A 15,369-nucleotide genomic window follows, 5' to 3' on the forward strand; every position below is an offset into this window, starting at 1 on the left:
ATCATCAGCCGTCCGACCCCGGAAGGTCGGCACCGGGGGCAGCGGGCTCCACGACTGACACCACGATTTCGGCCGGCGTGACCACGTGACCACGTGCACAACGCACCTCTGCGGCCACGGGCTCACCACAGCCTTCATGACTGAGCGCGATCCTCTTGCCGGGTTCACTGGGCAATCCGTCCCCGAGGTGCGCGAGCGCCACAATGATCGGAAAGATTTCCAGCCCGAACTCGGTGACGGTGTACGCGTGGCGAGTCCGTTGTCCCGGTTTTTGGTACGGCTCGCGTTTCAGCAGCCCGTTGTCGACCATCTCGCGCAGGCGCTGCGACCCGATTGCCGGAGTCACGCCCGCCCGACGGACCAGGTCGTCGAAACGTGTCGCGCCGTAGAACGCCTCACGCAGCAACGTCATGGCCGAACGGGTTCCGATCAGAGCGAGCGCGCGCTCCATCGAGCACCACCGTGCCGCCGTCCAACTGTCCCGGTCGGACAGCGGTCCCGCCAACTTGAAGGACCCACTCATTGACACCTCCAAAATTTCTGACTTCTTCATAGTATAGCCAGCTGCGATCGCACCTCCCTTTCGCCCAGTGAATTCAGATCCTTGATCACCGCGCGCCGAGTGATCCATGACCCTCCGAGGTTTCCTTTGAATATGGCATCCAATACCGTCGTCGCGGATCTGCATTTTCCCGAGGCGCCCAGATGGCGTGAGGGCCGGTTGTGGTTCTCCGATTTCTTCAGCGGTCAAGTGGCGTCGGTCCTGCCGTCCGGATCGGACCTCAGGGTCGAGGCACTCGTCCCTGAGCAACCATCCGGCCTGGGGTGGCTCCCCGACGGCCGTCTCCTGATCGTCTCGATGCGCGACCGCAGGATTCTTCGGCGAGAGACCGACGGGGTGCTCGTCGTCCACGCGGACCTGTCGGAGCACGTCACGGGGCATCTGAACGACATGGTGGTCGACAGTCTCGGGCGGGCCTATGTGGGGAACTTCGGGTTCGACATGGCCGTCGATGCCGACTTCGCCCCGGCATCGCTGCACCGGGTCGACCCGGACGGAACCATCGTGGAAGTTGCCTCCGACCTCTGGTTCCCCAACGGCAGCGTGATCACCGAGGCCGGAACGCTGCTGGTGAACGAGACATTCGGCAATCGGATAACCGCCTTCGACCTCACATCTTCAGGAGACCTCGTCAATCGACGTACATGGGCGTCCTTCGGGCCGGTCCCGGCGGGGCAGGACTTCAGTCGGATTCTCGACCAGGTGGTGGTTGCGCCGGACGGTTCCTGCCTCGGCGACGACGGCGACCTCTGGATCGCCGACGCGGGAGGCGGCAGGTTGCTCCGCCTGACTGGAACAGGCGAAGTCGGCGATGAGATCAGCCCGTCGGCTCCGGTCTTCGCGTGCGCCATCGGCGAAGGAACACTCTTCGCCTGCACGGCACCCGACTTTCACGAGCAGCCTCGTAAGGCCGCTCGCGACGGGCGCATCATCTCCCTCACCATCTCCTGAATCTCCGAAGGGTGTTGGGCAGGTCGTTGGGTGATGTGGTTGTGCGTGGGAACCTTCGAATCGGTGCGTGATGGTCGATCAGGCGGTGCTGCGGCAGCCGGGGGCGGGCCGCAGTGCCGACGTCCACAATGGCGGCCCACTTCGCTCCCACGCGACGGACGGACCTATGAGGCCGTGCCACCCACCGCTCACGCGGCTTGACAGACAGCATTAGGAATCACGGTCAGCAGTCCCGCCCAGAGGCCAACGAGCCCTCAACCCGGCCTCATTGTCGCACCACCACGACGGCTCCACCGGGCAATCCACACCCGCGAGGAAAGCGGATAGCTCCTGGTCTTCGAGGGGAAGACCAGGAGCCACCTGCGCCCTTGACCCATCGAGAACCGCTTGGGTGTGTCACTTCTGACACACCCTGTCCCGTGCACGGTTGCGAACGAGAGCATGGGCAGAGGGCCATACCGATCGTTATGAGCGCAGGAACGCACCAGGCGGTCGGGGAGCGGCCGCGTGGAACACCGCAGGGCATCAGTACCAAGTTCTACTTGTGGCGTGAGTGAACAAGACCGTGGTCGATCAGGCTCTGCCCGGTGTCTCGCAGAATCTCCGCAGACGAACGCGAGGTCCAGCCCAGCTCGTCGATCGCCTTCTGACTAGACAGTCGTTCGCGGCCGACGAAGTCGAGTGCCACACGAAGGGCGGGGTCGAAGCGCGCGGCGAGCCACATGGCCGGGTAGGGCAACCGAAGAGTGGGGACGTGAAAGCCCTGGGGAGCGAATTCGGCGGCGAGGACGTGGGCCATGTCCCGCATTCCGGTGTAGGTGCCGCCGCAGAGGTAGCGGTTGCCAGGGGCTTTTGGACTTTCCATGGCCAGGCGGTGGGCGACGGCTATGTCTCGGACGTCGACAATGCTCCAACCGATGTTCGGGACGGCTGGCATGGAGCGGTTGAGTAGTCGTTGGACGACTACGGTGGACGTGCTCACCTCGGGGCGCTGCAGGGGCCCCAGGACCAGTCCGGGGATCACTGCGACCAGGTCGAGTCGGCGGTCTTCGGGCAGGTCGTCGAGGAAGGTCCAGGCGGCGCGCTCGGCGAGGAGCTTGCTCTTGGCATAGGGGGTACAGGCCTCGGGGAGTGACCAGTCGTCCTCGGTGTGCCAGCCGTCCTTCGGTTCGTTGCGGCCGGCGTTGACGGTGAGAGAAGAGGAGGTCAGGACCAGTCTGCGGACGGTGCCGCTGGCGGACGCGGCACGGAGCACGCGCAGGGTGCCGTCGACGGCGGGGCGGATGACCTCGTCCTCGTCGCGCGGTATCGCGGGCGGGTTCGGTGAGGCCGTATGCAGCACGAAGGTGCAGCCGGCGACTGCGTCGGCCCAGCCCTCGTCGGTGTCCAGGCGGGCGGCCACGAACTCGAGGCGGCCGCCGAGCTGCGCGGCCAGGGCGGTGAGGTGGGTGGTCTTTTCGGTCCGTGCCACATCGCGGACCGTGCCGCGGACGGTGTAGCCGTGCCGGAGCAGTTCCTCGATGACGTACCCGGCGATGAAGCCGGAGGCGCCGGTGACCAGGACGGTTTCGGTCTGGGAGGGACTCATGGTTTTCCCGTCGAATCTTGTGAGCGGCTCAGCAGCTGAGCGCGACTAGGGGTGGTGTCGTTAGTGCGGCCGAGGTGTTGTTGGCGCCAGAGCTCATACCAGGCTCTGCCGGTGCTCTTCGCCCGCTGCTGCGGGGTTCACGCGATGGGCCGCCCCAGTTCCCACAGTCGCGCCGTAGTAGTGGTGACGGTGAGGAAGACTAGGCCAGCCCGACGGTGTTCTTCTGCACCCGAATTGGGTGATGCCTGCCGGGAATGGTGAGGCGACGTGTTCCGGGCGCTGCGGTGTCAGATCTGGTTCTCGCCGCCGTCGACGTACAGGTTGGTGCCGATGAGGTAGCTGCTGTCCGCGGAGGCGAGGAAGGCCACGGCGGCGGCGACCTCCTCCGGGCGGCCCATCCGGCCGATCGCGACGCCCGCGCCGAGATTGGCCTTGAAGGCTGTGTCGTCCTGCTCGCCGGCGAGTTCGGCAAGTTCGGTGATGCCGGAAGTGTCGATCGGCCCCGGCGAGACCGCGTTGACCCGGATTCCCCGGTCCTTCAGTTCGTTGGCCCAGGTCCGCGCGAAGGACCGGACCGCGGCTTTGGACGCCGCGTACGCGCCGAAGGCCGGTGCGCCGTGTTCGGCTGCGGTGGAGGCGTTCAAGATCACCGCGGCACCGTGGTTGAGCAGCGGCAACGCCTTCTGCACGGTGCGAAGCGTGCCCTTGACGTTGACGTCGAAGACGCGGTCGAGGTCCTCCTCGGTGATCCGTTCCAGCGTCGCGAAGGATGCGGTGGCCGCATTGGCGAACAGCACGTCCAGGCCCTGACCGCGCTCGCGCACCAAGGCGTACAGCCGGTCCAGGTCGGCCGGGTCGGTGATGTCACCCGGCACCGCGGTGACTGCGGAACCGATGACCTCGGCGGCCTCGTCCAGCTCGGCCGTGCGCCGACCGGTGATGAATACGTGTGCCCCCTCGGCCGCGAGCCGCACGGCGGTGGCCCGGCCGATCCCCCGCGTTCCTCCGCCGGTAACGACAGCCGTCTTACCCTCAAGCGTTCCCATGATGTGACCTCTCCATATTTCTGTTCCGTTCCGAACGGAACAGAATAGAGTGTGACCGTAGCACTTCTGGTCCGGTCGGGACAGAAGGGGTATGATCTGGATCGTGGAGGCTACGAGCAGGGCACCGATCGGCCGGCCGCGAGGGTTCGACACCGATGAGGCCCTGCAACGGGCCATGGTCGTCTTCTGGGAACACGGCTACGACGGCGTCAGCCTCACCGACCTGACCCGAGCCATGGGAATCACCAAAACGAGCATGTACGCGGCCTTCGGCAACAAGGAAGACCTTTTCCGAAAGGCCCTGAAACGCTACACCGAGGGTCCCGCCTCTTACAGCACCCGCGCACTGCAGGAGCCCACCGCCCGGGAGGTGGCCACCGCCTACCTCACCGGCTCCATCCAGGCCTCCACCCGGGCCGGCTGTCCGGCCGGATGCCTCGGCGTCCAGGGCTTCCTGGTCGCAGAACACCTCGGACAGAGCGCTGCCGACGAGCTCGCCGCATGGCGCAACGGCAACCGGGCACAACTTCGCGACCGCTTCCAACTAGCCATCGACGAAAAGGACCTGCCCGCCGGCACCGACCCGGACACCCTCGCCCACTACCTCATGACCATGGCGAACGGCATCGCAGTCCAGGCGGCCACGGGCGCCACCCGCGACGAACTCCAACGGGTCGTGGACGCGGCCCTCCACAACTGGCCACCCGCCTGAACTTGCCCTGCGCCCTACCAGGATCTTCAACGCTTGCCGATGGCCTGAGGGTCTCTGAGGTTCCCCCGAGATGCGGGGGAACCTCAGCCACGGCTACCGGGGTCTGGCAGTCCGGCGCCAACTTGGAAGATCTGCGATCCCCATGCCCGTTCGTCCGTTACGGCCCGCTCGCCGAGGCCCACGAGCGCGGCACCGCGGTCGAGACCATGTGGACGATCTACCGTCAGACCACGGCGTCACACGTCGACCACGACCTCATCGAAGCCTCTTACGCCCAGCCACAGCTTCGAGCCTTGTTCCCTTTCCACAGCCACAGGTCACTGACCTTCAGCCGTTGCACCGGATTCCCCTACACCCACGACGTTCCAGTGGTTACTCCCGTGGACGGGAGATACCGAGTCACGTGGTGGAAGACTCGCTCGCCTCAAGGACCGGCGGACATCGGAGAGGCTGACAACCCACATGACGCAGTCGCCTTGGTCGTCGCCTACCTTCCCCCCAAGTGCGGGCTGGCAGTCGCTGACACTGCCAATGACCTTGACAAGTCAGATTCCACATAACGCCCTGGCAGTCGGTCTACGGCTACTTCGCCAGCTGGCAGAAGGACGGTGTCTTCGCCCAGCTCAACGGTCTGCTGCGGGAGTTGGTGCGACAGCAGGAAGGCCGCGGTGCCGCCCCGTCCGCCGGCGTGATCGACGCGCAGAGCGTGAAGACCTCCACCAGTGTCCCCGCGCGGAGTCAGGGCATCGACGCGGGCAAGAAGACATCCGATGCGGAAGAGCTGTCAAGCGACAAGGGACAGGTGGGGTTCCCCTCTCTGACAGTCTCGGCTGAGACGCCCGTTTTATCGGGTTAGTCTGGATGGGCGAGGCAGGAGATCCCCTCAGCATGGCCAGCACCACCCCGATACCCGGCACCGGCGGCGACGATCCGTCGCCGAAGCCGAAGCGACGGACTTTCCCCGCGGAGTACAAACTGCGGATCGTCGCCGAGTACGACGCCGCTCCGCCGGGCGAGAAGGGCGCGGTCCTGCGCCGTGAGCGGCTCTACCACTCGCACATCATCGGGTGGCGCCAGGCCCGTGAGGCCGGCGCACTCGACGCGCTGACCGACCGGCGGACCTCGACGGTGCGGCCGAAGAAGGCGGCCGAACAGGCCGAGCTGGAGCGGCTGCGCAAGAAGGTCGCCCGTCTGGAGAAGGACCTGGCCCGCCGCGATGCCGCGCTGGAGGTCATGGGAAAAGCCAACGCGCTCTTGGAACTGCTCTCCGAGAGCGCGGACTGAAACATGCCGCCGTGCCCGTGATCGATGAGGCGTTCGCGAGCGTCCGGGGACAGTTGGGGACCACGGCGGCCTGCCGGCTGACCGGACGCTCACGCGCCACCCACTACCGCCGCATCAACCCGGTGCCGAAGCCCGCACCGTCCCCAAGACCCGCGCCCGCCTCGGCTCTCTCGCGGGCCGAGCGGGCCGAAATCCTGACGCTGCTGAACCGGCCGGAATACGTCGACCTGCCACCCGCGCAGGTCTGGGCGCGTGAGCTGGACTCGGGCAACTACTGGTGCTCGCAGCGGACGATGTACCGGATCCTGTCCGCCGCCGGGCAGAACGGCGAACGCCGCCGCCAGGCCACCCACCCGCCACGGACGATCCCCGAACTGGTCGCCACGGGGCCGTCGCAGGTCTTCACCTGGGACATCACCAAGCTGCCCGGCCCTGCCAAGGGCATCTGGTATCACGCCTACGTCATCATCGACATCTTCAGCCGCTACATCGTCGGCCACACCGTCGAACTGGCCGAAACAGCCGAGCGGGCCGAGGAGTTGATCCGCGAGACCATCGAGCGCAACGGCATCGTCCCCGAGACCGTGCACGCGGATCGCGGCACCTCGATGACCAGCAAGAAGGTCTCCCAGCTGCTGATCGACCTCGGTGTCACCAGGAGTCACTCGCGCCCCAGGGTCAGCAACGACAATCCGTACTCGGAAAGCCAGTTCAGGACCACGAAGTACACCGCCGACTATCCGGAACGGTTCGATTCGCTGACCCATGCCCGGGAGTGGATGGAGGCGTTCATCGCCTACTACAACCATGACCACAGACACTCCGGGATCGGCCTGCACACCCCCGCCTCCGTCCACTTCGGCACCGCCGAGGAGGTCCGCGACCAGCGGGCCATCGCGCTCGCCGAGGCATACGAGCGCCACCCCCAACGCTTCGCCCGCCGACCGAGACCACCCCGGATACCCGGCCAGGTCTGGATCAACGACCCGGCAAAACGCAGTGAAACCGAACCACAAGGTTCATAGCACCGCGAACGTCTCATTTGACTTGACAACTACGTGCGCCGTGGAAAGCGCTGTTTGACCGAGTGGAGGTGGAAGACCTGCGCCGCGAGCCCCGTCGCAGCGGGGCGAGCGTAGCTGACGGCAGCCTGAACCGAGAGGTGTCGGGGAGGGCGAGAGCAGCCGTGACAAAGCCGGGACGGCCCAGCACTGCCAGATGGGTCGGGTCCGGCGAGCGAGACGCAGAGGTGTACGCGAGGAACCGGCGTTTACGTCCCGTAATGAGTCACCGGCTCAAAAACCTGGTAGATCCGGGCCGGATGGCGGCGCGCAACCGCTTCCGTAGTCAGGAAGGCGGGGAACTTCCGGGCAGGTCTGGAGTTGCAGGCCCGGGAGGTCACGGTGAAAGTCTGCGGCGTAACCGTGGCGATGCCGCCGGGACAGAGTCGGGCACCTCCTGCGACGAACGGTCAGCAGTGAACACGGGAACCCTCCCGCATCCGCCACAAGTCCGCGACACCAGCGCGGAGTTCGAGGCTGGACCCACCGTCGGTCGACCGGTGTGGGAGGGGGCGGAGCCGCCGTAGTACTCGGAGCCGGGGAGAGCCCGGCGCAAGGGGAAGGGCGGCAGCAGTTCCATGAAGGGAAGGAGGCTGTAATGCCAGAAGACGCACCGCCGAACGGCGGCGCTTCGGAAGAAGATTCCCCGGTGGGGGCCTTCGGCCGGGTACTGGAGATGCAGGCCAAGCTTCACCGTTGGGCGGTGGCCGACCCCGGCCGCCGGTTCGACGACCTGTTCAACTTCGTTCACGACCCGGCGACGCTCATCGTGGCGTTCGACCGGGTCGCGGGCAACCAGGGAGCCCGGACCGCCGGCGTGGACGGCATGACCGTCGCCGACGTCGAGCGGGACATCGGGACACCCGGGTTCCTGGACGGTCTGCGCTCGGACGTGAAGTCCGGCGCGTTCCGGCCGCTGCCGGTGAGGGAGCGCAAGATCCCCAAGCCGGGCGGGGCCGGAAAGGTGAGAAGCCTCGGGATTCCTTCCGTGGCCGACCGCACCGTTCAGGCCGCACTGAAGCTGGTGCTCGAACCCATTTTCGAGGCCGACTTTCTGCCGGTCTCCTACGGGTTCCGGCCCAAGCGGCGGGCTCAGGACGCGATCGCGGAGATCCAGCGCTTCGGCTCCAAGGGATACCACTGGGTGCTGGACGCCGACATCGAAGCGGCCTTCGACAACGTCTCCCACTGCACCGTCATGGACGCCGTGCGGAAACGGGTCAAGGACAAGCGTGTTCTGGCGCTGGTCAAGGCGTTCCTCAAGTCGGGCATCCTCAGCGAGGACAGCCAGCGAAGGGACACCCACACCGGCACCCCGCAGGGCGGCATCCTCTCCCCGCTGATCTTCAACGTCGCGTTGTCGGCGCTCGACGAGCACCTGCACCGCGACTGGCTGCCCGGCGGGCGGATGGATGGCCAGTACCCGCGCCGCAAGCGCCGTCGGCACGGCCTGCCCAACTGGCGAATTGTCCGCTACGCGGACGATTTCGCGATCATGGTGCATGGCTCCGCAGAGGACGCGGCGGCCCTCCAGGACGAAGTAGCCTCCGTGCTCGAACTCTTGGGGCTGAGGCTGTCACCAGCCAAGACCCGAATCGTGCACATCGAGGACGGGGTCGACTTCCTCGGGTTCCGCATCCGGCGGCGCCGCAAGCGAGGAAGCAACAAGTGGTACGTCTACGCGTTCATCGCCGCGCGGCCCATCCGTTCGGTGAAGGACAAGATCCGTGCCCTGACCCGCAGGACGTCACAGGCTGACCCCAGGGACGTGCTGATCCGGCTCAACCAGATCATGCGCGGCTGGGCCAACTACTTCCGGCATGCCGTCGCGAAGCACACGTTCCGCATGCTCGGGGCCTTCCTCTGGCATCGCGTGATCATGTGGCTCAAGACGATGCACCGCTGGTCGTGGAAGGACGTCCGCAGTCGGCTCCTCGGCCCGCACGGGTCATGGCTGCCGATCACCGCGGACGGGGTCGAACTGATCAACCTGGCGCGGACACCGGCGATCACCCGGTACCGCTACCGGGGAGACACGATCCCCAGCCCCTGGCCCACAGCCTGACAATCAGCCCGATGGCAGGAACTGTGGAGAGCCCGGTACTCGGAGACGGGTACGCCGGGTTCGGAGAGCGGTCTGGAGAGACGGGCCGGTGGCAACACCGGAACCGCGCTTCAGGCCGACTCAACCGTTCGGGTGTGGCCTGGAAGGCTACGGCCTCGTCGAACGGGACGCGGTGAGCCAGGCAGTGGTGCAGGCAGCCGATCATCCTGTTGAACAGGTTTCTCTGGGCGGCTGTATGGCGGTCTCCGGCAGAGCGTCGGCGGTCGTAGTGGGCTCGTGCTCCGTCTGAGTGGGCCATCGCGGAGAAGGCCCACATATAGCCGACGCCGGCCAGCCGTTGGTTCTTTACCCTACGGGCCAGCACGGACACGCTCTTGCCAGACGCCCTGGTGACAGGGGCAGCGCCCGCGTACGCTTTCAGACCTCTCGCATCAGCGAACCGACTCCGGTCATCGCCGATCTCAGCCAGGACGCGGGCTCCGCTGAGCGGACCCAGTCCCGGAAAGCTGGCTATGATCTCCGCATCGGGATGAGCCTCGAACGCCTGCATCGATGCTTCGGCGAGATCGTCGGCACTCATGCACGCGGCCTCCAACTGCCGTAGCAGCGCCAGGGTCTGTCGCCCCATCGCTTCTTCGACGAGGGGCAGATGACGCACTGCGGGATGCGGAGCTCACGGTGAAGGTGCTCGGCCTCCCTGTCAATAGTGTTCTTCCGTCCGCCTTCTTCAGCAAGGCTCGGAGCTGTGTCCGGGTGAGTTTCGCTGCCCGCTCAGGTGTGGGAGCCGCGGCCAGGAGAGTCCGGGCTATGGAGTGGAAGATGCCCTCCCGCCGGTGGCCGACGGCGGTCAGTCAGGAAGCCGGGAAAGTATGCGCGCAGGTGGGAGGTCAGCTTGTTGCCGGCCTGGGTGCGGTCCCAGACCGCGTCCTGCTGAGCACGGGCGAGAACGGCGACGGCCTGGGCCAGCTCAGAGTCGGCGGGGAGCTGACGGTGAATGATCGAGGCTAGGCGGGCCCTGACCTGCAATCTCACGGCCTTCTGCAACGCGCTTTAAGGGCTGTCCCGTAACCACTCAGGCGGGCACCTCGGCTGAGACGAACAGAAAGTTAGGCAGGTGGACGTAACTGTCGATCGCCGGAGTAGCGGAATGTGCCGCTGCTGCTACGGCAGGGTCGAGCCCTGGCTCGACGACCTCACGCAGGCGGCAGCCGAGGGAGGCGAGTTCGTTGAGGTATGCCGAGAGCGGTCGGTGGAAATCAGATGCGGCGGGCCCGACGATCTCGTACTCCTCCAGGTACCGCTGTACTTGATATGCACTGTGTTCCTGCCAGGTGCTCAGCAGTTGCTCGAAGGCGGGGTGAACCAGAGCGAAGACGAACAGGCCGCCCGGGCGCACCGTTTCCACGCAGGCGCGCATGGCAGGCTTCCAGTCGGGGATCGCCATCAGGACCATGCTGCACACCACGGCGTCGAAGGGGGCACCCAGGTCGGGCAGCCGTGTCAGGTCTGCCTGGACGTAGGTGATTCCCTGCTTCAGCTCGACTTCTCTCTCGCGGGCGAAGGAGCACATCAGGTCCGTCGGTTCGACTCCTACCACCTGCGCTCCACGCCCGGCGAGGATGCGGCTGAAATACCCGTTGCCGCAACCTGCGTCCAGCAGCCGCTGGCCACGCACATTGCCCAGCAGCCGCAGCAGGGTGGGATTGACCAGGTGCCGTTTGGCGAAGTCCCCGTCCTCCGCCGTCGTTTCCAGCGCCTCGCGCGTGGTGGAGGTGTTCCACTGCGTGATCGCAGTCTCGTTCGCCCTGGATGTCATTCACGCGAGCTTAAAGATGCCGGGGGCAACGTACGACCCAAAAAGAGCAAGGTGAGGTCGCAGTCGGGCGGCGATATACGGGGCGCGCAAAGCCGGTCTTCGGGCAGCACGACGACCTGTCCGCCGAGCGCGGGCGGACAGGTCGTCGTGGTCGTGCGAGCCGGTCAAGCCCCGGTCAGGCGCTGACCCAGTAGGTGCGGATGTTGGTGAACTCCCGGATCCCCGCACTCGCCAGTTCGCGACCGTAGCCGCTGCGCTTGGTGCCGCCGAAAGGCAGGCGCGGGTCGGAGGCGACGATCGCGTTGACGAACGCGGCGCCGCTGGTGATGCGGCGTGCCACCTCGATGCCGCGCGCCAGGTCGGTTGTCCACACGCTCAGTCCGAGGCCGAAGCTGGTGGCGTTGGCCAGCCGGACGGCCTCGTCGTCGTCGGCGGCGATGGCGATGGCGGCCAGGGGGCCGAAGGTCTCCTCGTCGAAGGCCGGCATGCCGGGCTGGGTGTCGGCGAGGACGGTGGGCTGGTAGAAGTAGCCGTCGCTCGGCAGCGGCTTTCCTCCGGTGAGCAGACGGGCGCCGGCGGCGACGGACTCCTCGACCTGCCGCTGGATGGCCCCGCGCAGGTCGTCCCGGGCGAGGGGGCCGACCTGGGTGCCGGGCTCGCGGGGGTCTCCCGTCCGCAGGTCCTGGACAGCGGCGACGAAGGCGTCGGTGAAGACGTCGGCCACGTCCTGGTGGACGATGAACCGCTTGGCGCACACGCAACTCTGGCCGGAGTTGGCGAAGCGGGCCTTCACCGCGGCCGCGGAGGCCCGCTCGATGTCGGCGTCGGCGAGCACGACGAACGCGTCGGAGCCGCCGAGTTCGAGGACCGACTTCTTCGCGGCGCGTCCGGCGGCCGAGCCCACGGCCGCGCCGGCGCGGTTGCTTCCGGTGAGGGTGACGGCGGCGATGCGGTCGTCCTCGATGAGCCGGGCAGTGGCGTCGGGGACGTCCGCCTCGGCGATCAGCAGAGCGGTGACCAGGTGTTCGGGCAGTCCTGCCTGGACGCACAGTTCCTGCAGGGCGAGCGCGCTGCCGGTGACGTTGGAGGCGTGCTTCAGCAGGATGCCGTTGCCCGCCATCAGGGAGGGCAGGGCGAAGCGCATGACCTGCCAGACGGGGAAGTTCCAGGGCATGACGGCCAGGACCAGGCCGATGGGCTCGTAGGCGATCCACGTCTCGGCACCGTCGATGGCGACGCGTTCGTCGGCGAGGATGCCCGGCCCGTTCTGGGCGTAGTAGTCGGCGGTCAGCGCCGACTTCTCGACCTCGCCCAGGGCCTCGGCCAGCGGCTTGCCCATTTCCTGCGCGGCGAGGTCGGCCAGTTGGTCGGCGTGGGCGCGCAGGGTCTGGCCGAGGCGGGCGACCCGCTGGGCCCGCTCGGTCACCGGGACGAGCGCCCAGGCGCGGCTGGCGGCGCGGGCGCGCTGGACAGCCGCTTCGATGCGTTCGGCGTCCCACGCTTCGTAGCTGGTGATCGGCTGCCCGGTGGCGGGGTTGACGGTCTGGATGGTGCTCATGTGGTGGGCGCCCCTCCCTTGTCGCCGGCGGACAGGTGCTCGAAGGTCTCGCCGGTGGCGGTGATGGTGCGGGTGACGTCCCGACCGCCGTAGACCCAGTAGATCCGCATGACGCCCTCGCCGCGGTTGAAGAAGCGGTGCGGGGTGCCGGCCGGCACCCAGGTGGCGTCGCCGGTCTCGAGGTCGAAGTACTCGCCGTCGATTTCGGCGGTGGCCTCGCCTTCGAGGATCAGGACGGACTCCTCGACGTTGTGGCTGTGCAGGGGAAGGCCGTTGCCGGGCTGGAAGACGGTCTGGCCGGTGGTGATGACGGCCTTCTCGGAGTTCCACTTGCCCACGTAGGGGATGGTTGCCACGCCACCGCCGCGGTCGAAGCGCTCGACCTGGTCGGGGCGGATGAGCAGGTTCGGCTCTGCGGGCCGGTTACACATATGAGGGCTCCGTTCGGGGCGTCAGGAGTGGTGGAAGAGGCGGCGGGAGAGGGTGTTGACCTGGCTGCCGGGCACGACGTACTTGGCCGCGGCCTCGCGCCACACCTTGAAGTGCGGGGCGGTGCGGTGGGCTTCCACCGCCGCCTCGTCGTCGTACAGCTCGTGGAAGACGAAGTGGTGGTCGTCGTCCAGGTCGCACACCACGTCGAAGTAGCGGCAGCCCGGCTCGTCGGAGAAGGAACGCTCGGCGTTCTCCTCGATGGCCTTGAGGAAGTCGTCGCGGCGGCCGGGGACGACGTGGAGGGACACGGTCAGCGCGATCATGCGGAAAGCTCCTGTGGGGTCGAGGTGGAGTCGGTCAGGGGGACGGGCAGGGCGACGCCCGTCGACGCGGAGATGCGGGCGAGGGAGGACCAGGTGTCGTCCACGACCGTGATGCCCTCGGTGCGCAGCCGCTCGGCGGTGCGGATCTCGGGCTCGCCCGGGACGAAGATCTCCTGGGTGCCGGGGGCGGCGGGGGTGGACTTCGTGTCGTCGACGAGGGCTTCCATCCGCTGCTCGAACTCGGCCGGATCGGCCATGGCGCGGATGTCGATGCAGATCAGCAGGTGCCCCACGCCGCTGCGGCCGGTCGGCTGGTAGGGGCCCACGACCTGGGAGCCGAAGGCACTGCCGGTCAGCACGCCCGCGAGCACGTCGAACATGAAGGACATGGCATAGCCCTTGTGTCCGGCCATCGGCAGGATCAGGCCGTCGATCGCCCTGCGTGGATCGGTGGTCGCCACCCCGTCCGCGTCGGCGGCCCAGCCTTCCGGGATGGGCTCGTTGCGCTCCTTGGCGTGGTAGATCTTCCCGCGCGCCACCGCGGTGTTGGCGATGTCCATCACCACGGTGCCGAAGCGGCCGCCGGGCGCGGCGATCGACCACGGGTTGGTGCCGACCCGCTTCTCCCGCCCGCCCCAAGGGGCCATCGCCGGGCTGGCGTTGGTGGCCAGCAACGCCACGCAGCCCCGCTCGGCGGCCTTACGGGTGAAGTACGCGGCCGTACCGAAGTGACCGGAGTTGCGGACGGCGACCGCACTGATCCCGTGCCGCCGCGCGCGTTGTACGCCTTCGTCCACCGCGAGGTCCGTGAGGACCTGGCCGAGACCGTCATGGCCGTCGATGACCGCCACGGCCCCGCTGTCGCTCACCACTTCAGGAGCGGCGACGGCCGTCGTGGCGCCGCTGCTGATCCTGGCCAGGTACCACGGCAGACGCAGCATTCCGTGGGAGGCGTGCCCCCACAGCTCGGCCGTCACCAGGGTGTCGGCGAGCAGCCGGGCATCGTCGGCGGGAACTCCATGGGCTTCGGTGGCCGCCGAAGCGAACTCCAGCAGGTCTGCGGCTTTGACGGTGTGCGGCATCATGCGGCCTCGCCTTCAGTAAATGTATCCACCCCTGTATACATCACAGGGTGCAAAGAAATAACCCCAGGGTCTGCTCAAATCCGGTACTGCCCCAAGGGAGCGGCTCAGCTCACGGCGTCGAGCTGCACTTCGACGCCAGAGTCGGCGTTCCGCCCGGTCAGGCTGTCGATCAGCGCCTGCAGTGTCTGAGCGAGGTGATGACGGCAGGCGGCCGACGCCCCCGCCGCGTCGCCGCCGACGATCGCCCTGAGCATCGCGCGGTGCTCGTCGAGGGAAGTCAACATCCGGCGCGGTCCGCTGTGGGACAGGTGACGCAGGCGCACGGTCTGGCTGCGCAGGTCTCGCACGGTACGGGCCAGGTAGGGGTTACGGCAGGTCGCGATGACGTGCTGATCGAAGCTCTCCGTCAGCGTGTAGAAGTCCTGGAAGGACTGGGCCTGTCGGGCGGCGTCCATGGCCCGGAACGACTCCTCGAAGTCATCCAGCTCGGCGAGTAGCTTCCGGAACGGCTCGACAACCCCTTCCTGCTCCCGTCCTCGCGCGGCCACCTGAGCAGCCGCCTCCGGTTCCAGCAGCATCCGGAACTCGAACAGGGACCGGACTCCACCCAACGAAAGGGCTGCCACACGGGCCACCTCACCCGGAACGAAATCGACCAGCCCCTCACGCGACAGCCGCCGGATGGCCTCGCGCACCGGTGTACGGGAAGCCCCCAGCTCCTCACCGAGCTGGATCTCGCTCAACTTGGCCCCAGGCTTGAGCCGCAGCGACTCGATGTCCTGCCTGAGCCGCTCGTAGACAGCTTCGCTCTTCCCGGTCGCCCGAGCCATATCGCTCCCTGTAGTCAGTTGCACATATCGACGTGTATACAGCCTAGCGCCGCCGG

The 15,369-nt window shown here is 67.3% G+C and carries 15 protein-coding genes and 2 pseudogenes; 7 read left to right on the forward strand and 10 right to left on the reverse strand.

The window, feature by feature from the left end:
* Positions 1-4 precede the first annotated feature (4 nt).
* Positions 5-451, reverse strand: a complete 447-nt coding sequence (locus OG496_RS10625) for a winged helix-turn-helix transcriptional regulator (RefSeq protein WP_405970596.1) — start codon at positions 449-451, stop codon at positions 5-7.
* Between the two features lie 153 nt (positions 452-604).
* Here OG496_RS10625 and OG496_RS10630 point away from each other — a divergent pair, with 153 nt between their 5' ends.
* A complete protein-coding gene (locus tag OG496_RS10630) occupies positions 605-1,513 on the forward strand; it encodes an SMP-30/gluconolactonase/LRE family protein (RefSeq protein WP_405970597.1) in 909 nt (302 codons plus the stop codon).
* A 538-nt stretch (positions 1,514-2,051) separates the two neighbouring features.
* Here OG496_RS10630 and OG496_RS10635 read toward each other — a convergent pair.
* Complete coding sequence (locus OG496_RS10635) at positions 2,052-3,101, reverse strand: NAD-dependent epimerase/dehydratase family protein (protein ID WP_405970598.1); 1,050 nt, start codon at positions 3,099-3,101, stop codon at positions 2,052-2,054.
* Between the two features lie 287 nt (positions 3,102-3,388).
* On the reverse strand, positions 3,389-4,147 hold the full coding sequence (locus tag OG496_RS10640) for an SDR family NAD(P)-dependent oxidoreductase (RefSeq protein ID WP_405970599.1): 759 nt from the start codon (positions 4,145-4,147) through the stop codon (positions 3,389-3,391).
* A 91-nt stretch (positions 4,148-4,238) separates the two neighbouring features.
* On the opposite strand from OG496_RS10640, the gene OG496_RS10645 reads away from it, so the two are divergent.
* From OG496_RS10645 to ltrA, 6 genes and pseudogenes are all read left to right on the forward strand, one after another.
* On the forward strand, positions 4,239-4,859 hold the full coding sequence (locus OG496_RS10645) for a TetR/AcrR family transcriptional regulator (RefSeq protein ID WP_405970600.1): 621 nt from the start codon (positions 4,239-4,241) through the stop codon (positions 4,857-4,859).
* Positions 4,860-5,065: 206 nt separating this feature from the next.
* Positions 5,066-5,419 (forward strand): DUF6193 family natural product biosynthesis protein, encoded by a 354-nt coding sequence (locus OG496_RS10650; RefSeq protein ID WP_405976605.1) that lies wholly within the window; start codon positions 5,066-5,068, stop codon positions 5,417-5,419.
* 2 nt (positions 5,420-5,421) lie between these two features.
* Positions 5,422-5,622, forward strand: a pseudogene (locus OG496_RS10655) (IS5/IS1182 family transposase); the annotation flags it as partial.
* 125 nt (positions 5,623-5,747) lie between these two features.
* Entirely contained in the window at positions 5,748-6,143 is a 396-nt protein-coding gene (locus OG496_RS10660; RefSeq protein ID WP_405970601.1) for a transposase, read from the forward strand.
* Positions 6,144-6,154: 11 nt separating this feature from the next.
* A complete protein-coding gene (locus OG496_RS10665) occupies positions 6,155-7,168 on the forward strand; it encodes an IS3 family transposase (RefSeq protein ID WP_405970602.1) in 1,014 nt (337 codons plus the stop codon).
* Positions 7,169-7,802: 634 nt separating this feature from the next.
* On the forward strand, positions 7,803-9,269 hold the full coding sequence (gene ltrA / locus OG496_RS10670; protein WP_405970603.1) for a group II intron reverse transcriptase/maturase: 1,467 nt from the start codon (positions 7,803-7,805) through the stop codon (positions 9,267-9,269).
* A gap of 127 nt (positions 9,270-9,396) precedes the next feature.
* Here ltrA and OG496_RS10675 read toward each other — a convergent pair.
* From OG496_RS10675 to OG496_RS10705, 7 genes and pseudogenes are all read right to left on the reverse strand, one after another.
* A pseudogene (locus OG496_RS10675) lies at positions 9,397-10,262 on the reverse strand (transposase); the annotation flags it as partial.
* Between the two features lie 79 nt (positions 10,263-10,341).
* On the reverse strand, positions 10,342-11,085 hold the full coding sequence (locus OG496_RS10680; protein WP_405970604.1) for a class I SAM-dependent methyltransferase: 744 nt from the start codon (positions 11,083-11,085) through the stop codon (positions 10,342-10,344).
* A gap of 175 nt (positions 11,086-11,260) precedes the next feature.
* Positions 11,261-12,643 carry an NAD-dependent succinate-semialdehyde dehydrogenase gene (locus OG496_RS10685; protein WP_405970605.1) on the reverse strand — a complete coding sequence of 461 codons (1,383 nt, stop codon included), beginning with the start codon at positions 12,641-12,643 and terminating at the stop codon, positions 11,261-11,263.
* Positions 12,640-13,074 (reverse strand): cupin domain-containing protein, encoded by a 435-nt coding sequence (locus OG496_RS10690; protein WP_405970606.1) that lies wholly within the window; start codon positions 13,072-13,074, stop codon positions 12,640-12,642. The genes OG496_RS10685 and OG496_RS10690 overlap by 4 nt, the downstream gene beginning before the upstream one ends.
* Positions 13,075-13,095: 21 nt before the next feature.
* On the reverse strand, positions 13,096-13,398 hold the full coding sequence (locus OG496_RS10695; protein WP_405970607.1) for a putative quinol monooxygenase: 303 nt from the start codon (positions 13,396-13,398) through the stop codon (positions 13,096-13,098).
* Positions 13,395-14,483: an Ldh family oxidoreductase gene (locus OG496_RS10700; RefSeq protein WP_405970608.1), complete on the reverse strand. Its 1,089-nt coding sequence runs from the start codon at positions 14,481-14,483 to the stop codon at positions 13,395-13,397. Before OG496_RS10700 ends, OG496_RS10695 begins: the two co-directional genes overlap by 4 nt.
* A gap of 104 nt (positions 14,484-14,587) precedes the next feature.
* Positions 14,588-15,313: a GntR family transcriptional regulator gene (locus OG496_RS10705; protein WP_405970609.1), complete on the reverse strand. Its 726-nt coding sequence runs from the start codon at positions 15,311-15,313 to the stop codon at positions 14,588-14,590.
* Positions 15,314-15,369: the final 56 nt, after the last annotated feature.

This window comes from Streptomyces sp. NBC_00988, assembly GCF_045162645.1.
Lineage (GTDB): Bacteria > Actinomycetota > Actinomycetes > Streptomycetales > Streptomycetaceae > Streptomyces.

What these genes read in the sequence shown, in the direction of transcription:
- OG496_RS10660 (WP_405970601.1), top strand. Translation starts at nt 5,748, where the DNA reads ATGGCCAGCACCACCCCGATACCCGGCACCGGCGGCGACGATCCGTCG.
- OG496_RS10695 (WP_405970607.1), bottom strand. Translation starts at nt 13,398, where the DNA reads ATGATCGCGCTGACCGTGTCCCTCCACGTCGTCCCCGGCCGCCGCGAC.
- ltrA (WP_405970603.1), top strand. Translation starts at nt 7,803, where the DNA reads ATGCCAGAAGACGCACCGCCGAACGGCGGCGCTTCGGAAGAAGATTCC.
- OG496_RS10700 (WP_405970608.1), bottom strand. Translation starts at nt 14,483, where the DNA reads ATGATGCCGCACACCGTCAAAGCCGCAGACCTGCTGGAGTTCGCTTCG.
- OG496_RS10645 (WP_405970600.1), top strand. Translation starts at nt 4,239, where the DNA reads ATGATCTGGATCGTGGAGGCTACGAGCAGGGCACCGATCGGCCGGCCG.
- OG496_RS10640 (WP_405970599.1), bottom strand. Translation starts at nt 4,147, where the DNA reads ATGGGAACGCTTGAGGGTAAGACGGCTGTCGTTACCGGCGGAGGAACG.
- OG496_RS10690 (WP_405970606.1), bottom strand. Translation starts at nt 13,074, where the DNA reads ATGTGTAACCGGCCCGCAGAGCCGAACCTGCTCATCCGCCCCGACCAG.
- OG496_RS10680 (WP_405970604.1), bottom strand. Translation starts at nt 11,085, where the DNA reads ATGACATCCAGGGCGAACGAGACTGCGATCACGCAGTGGAACACCTCC.
- OG496_RS10635 (WP_405970598.1), bottom strand. Translation starts at nt 3,101, where the DNA reads ATGAGTCCCTCCCAGACCGAAACCGTCCTGGTCACCGGCGCCTCCGGC.
- OG496_RS10650 (WP_405976605.1), top strand. Translation starts at nt 5,066, where the DNA reads ATGTGGACGATCTACCGTCAGACCACGGCGTCACACGTCGACCACGAC.
- OG496_RS10625 (WP_405970596.1), bottom strand. Translation starts at nt 451, where the DNA reads ATGGAGCGCGCGCTCGCTCTGATCGGAACCCGTTCGGCCATGACGTTG.
- OG496_RS10705 (WP_405970609.1), bottom strand. Translation starts at nt 15,313, where the DNA reads ATGGCTCGGGCGACCGGGAAGAGCGAAGCTGTCTACGAGCGGCTCAGG.
- OG496_RS10685 (WP_405970605.1), bottom strand. Translation starts at nt 12,643, where the DNA reads ATGAGCACCATCCAGACCGTCAACCCCGCCACCGGGCAGCCGATCACC.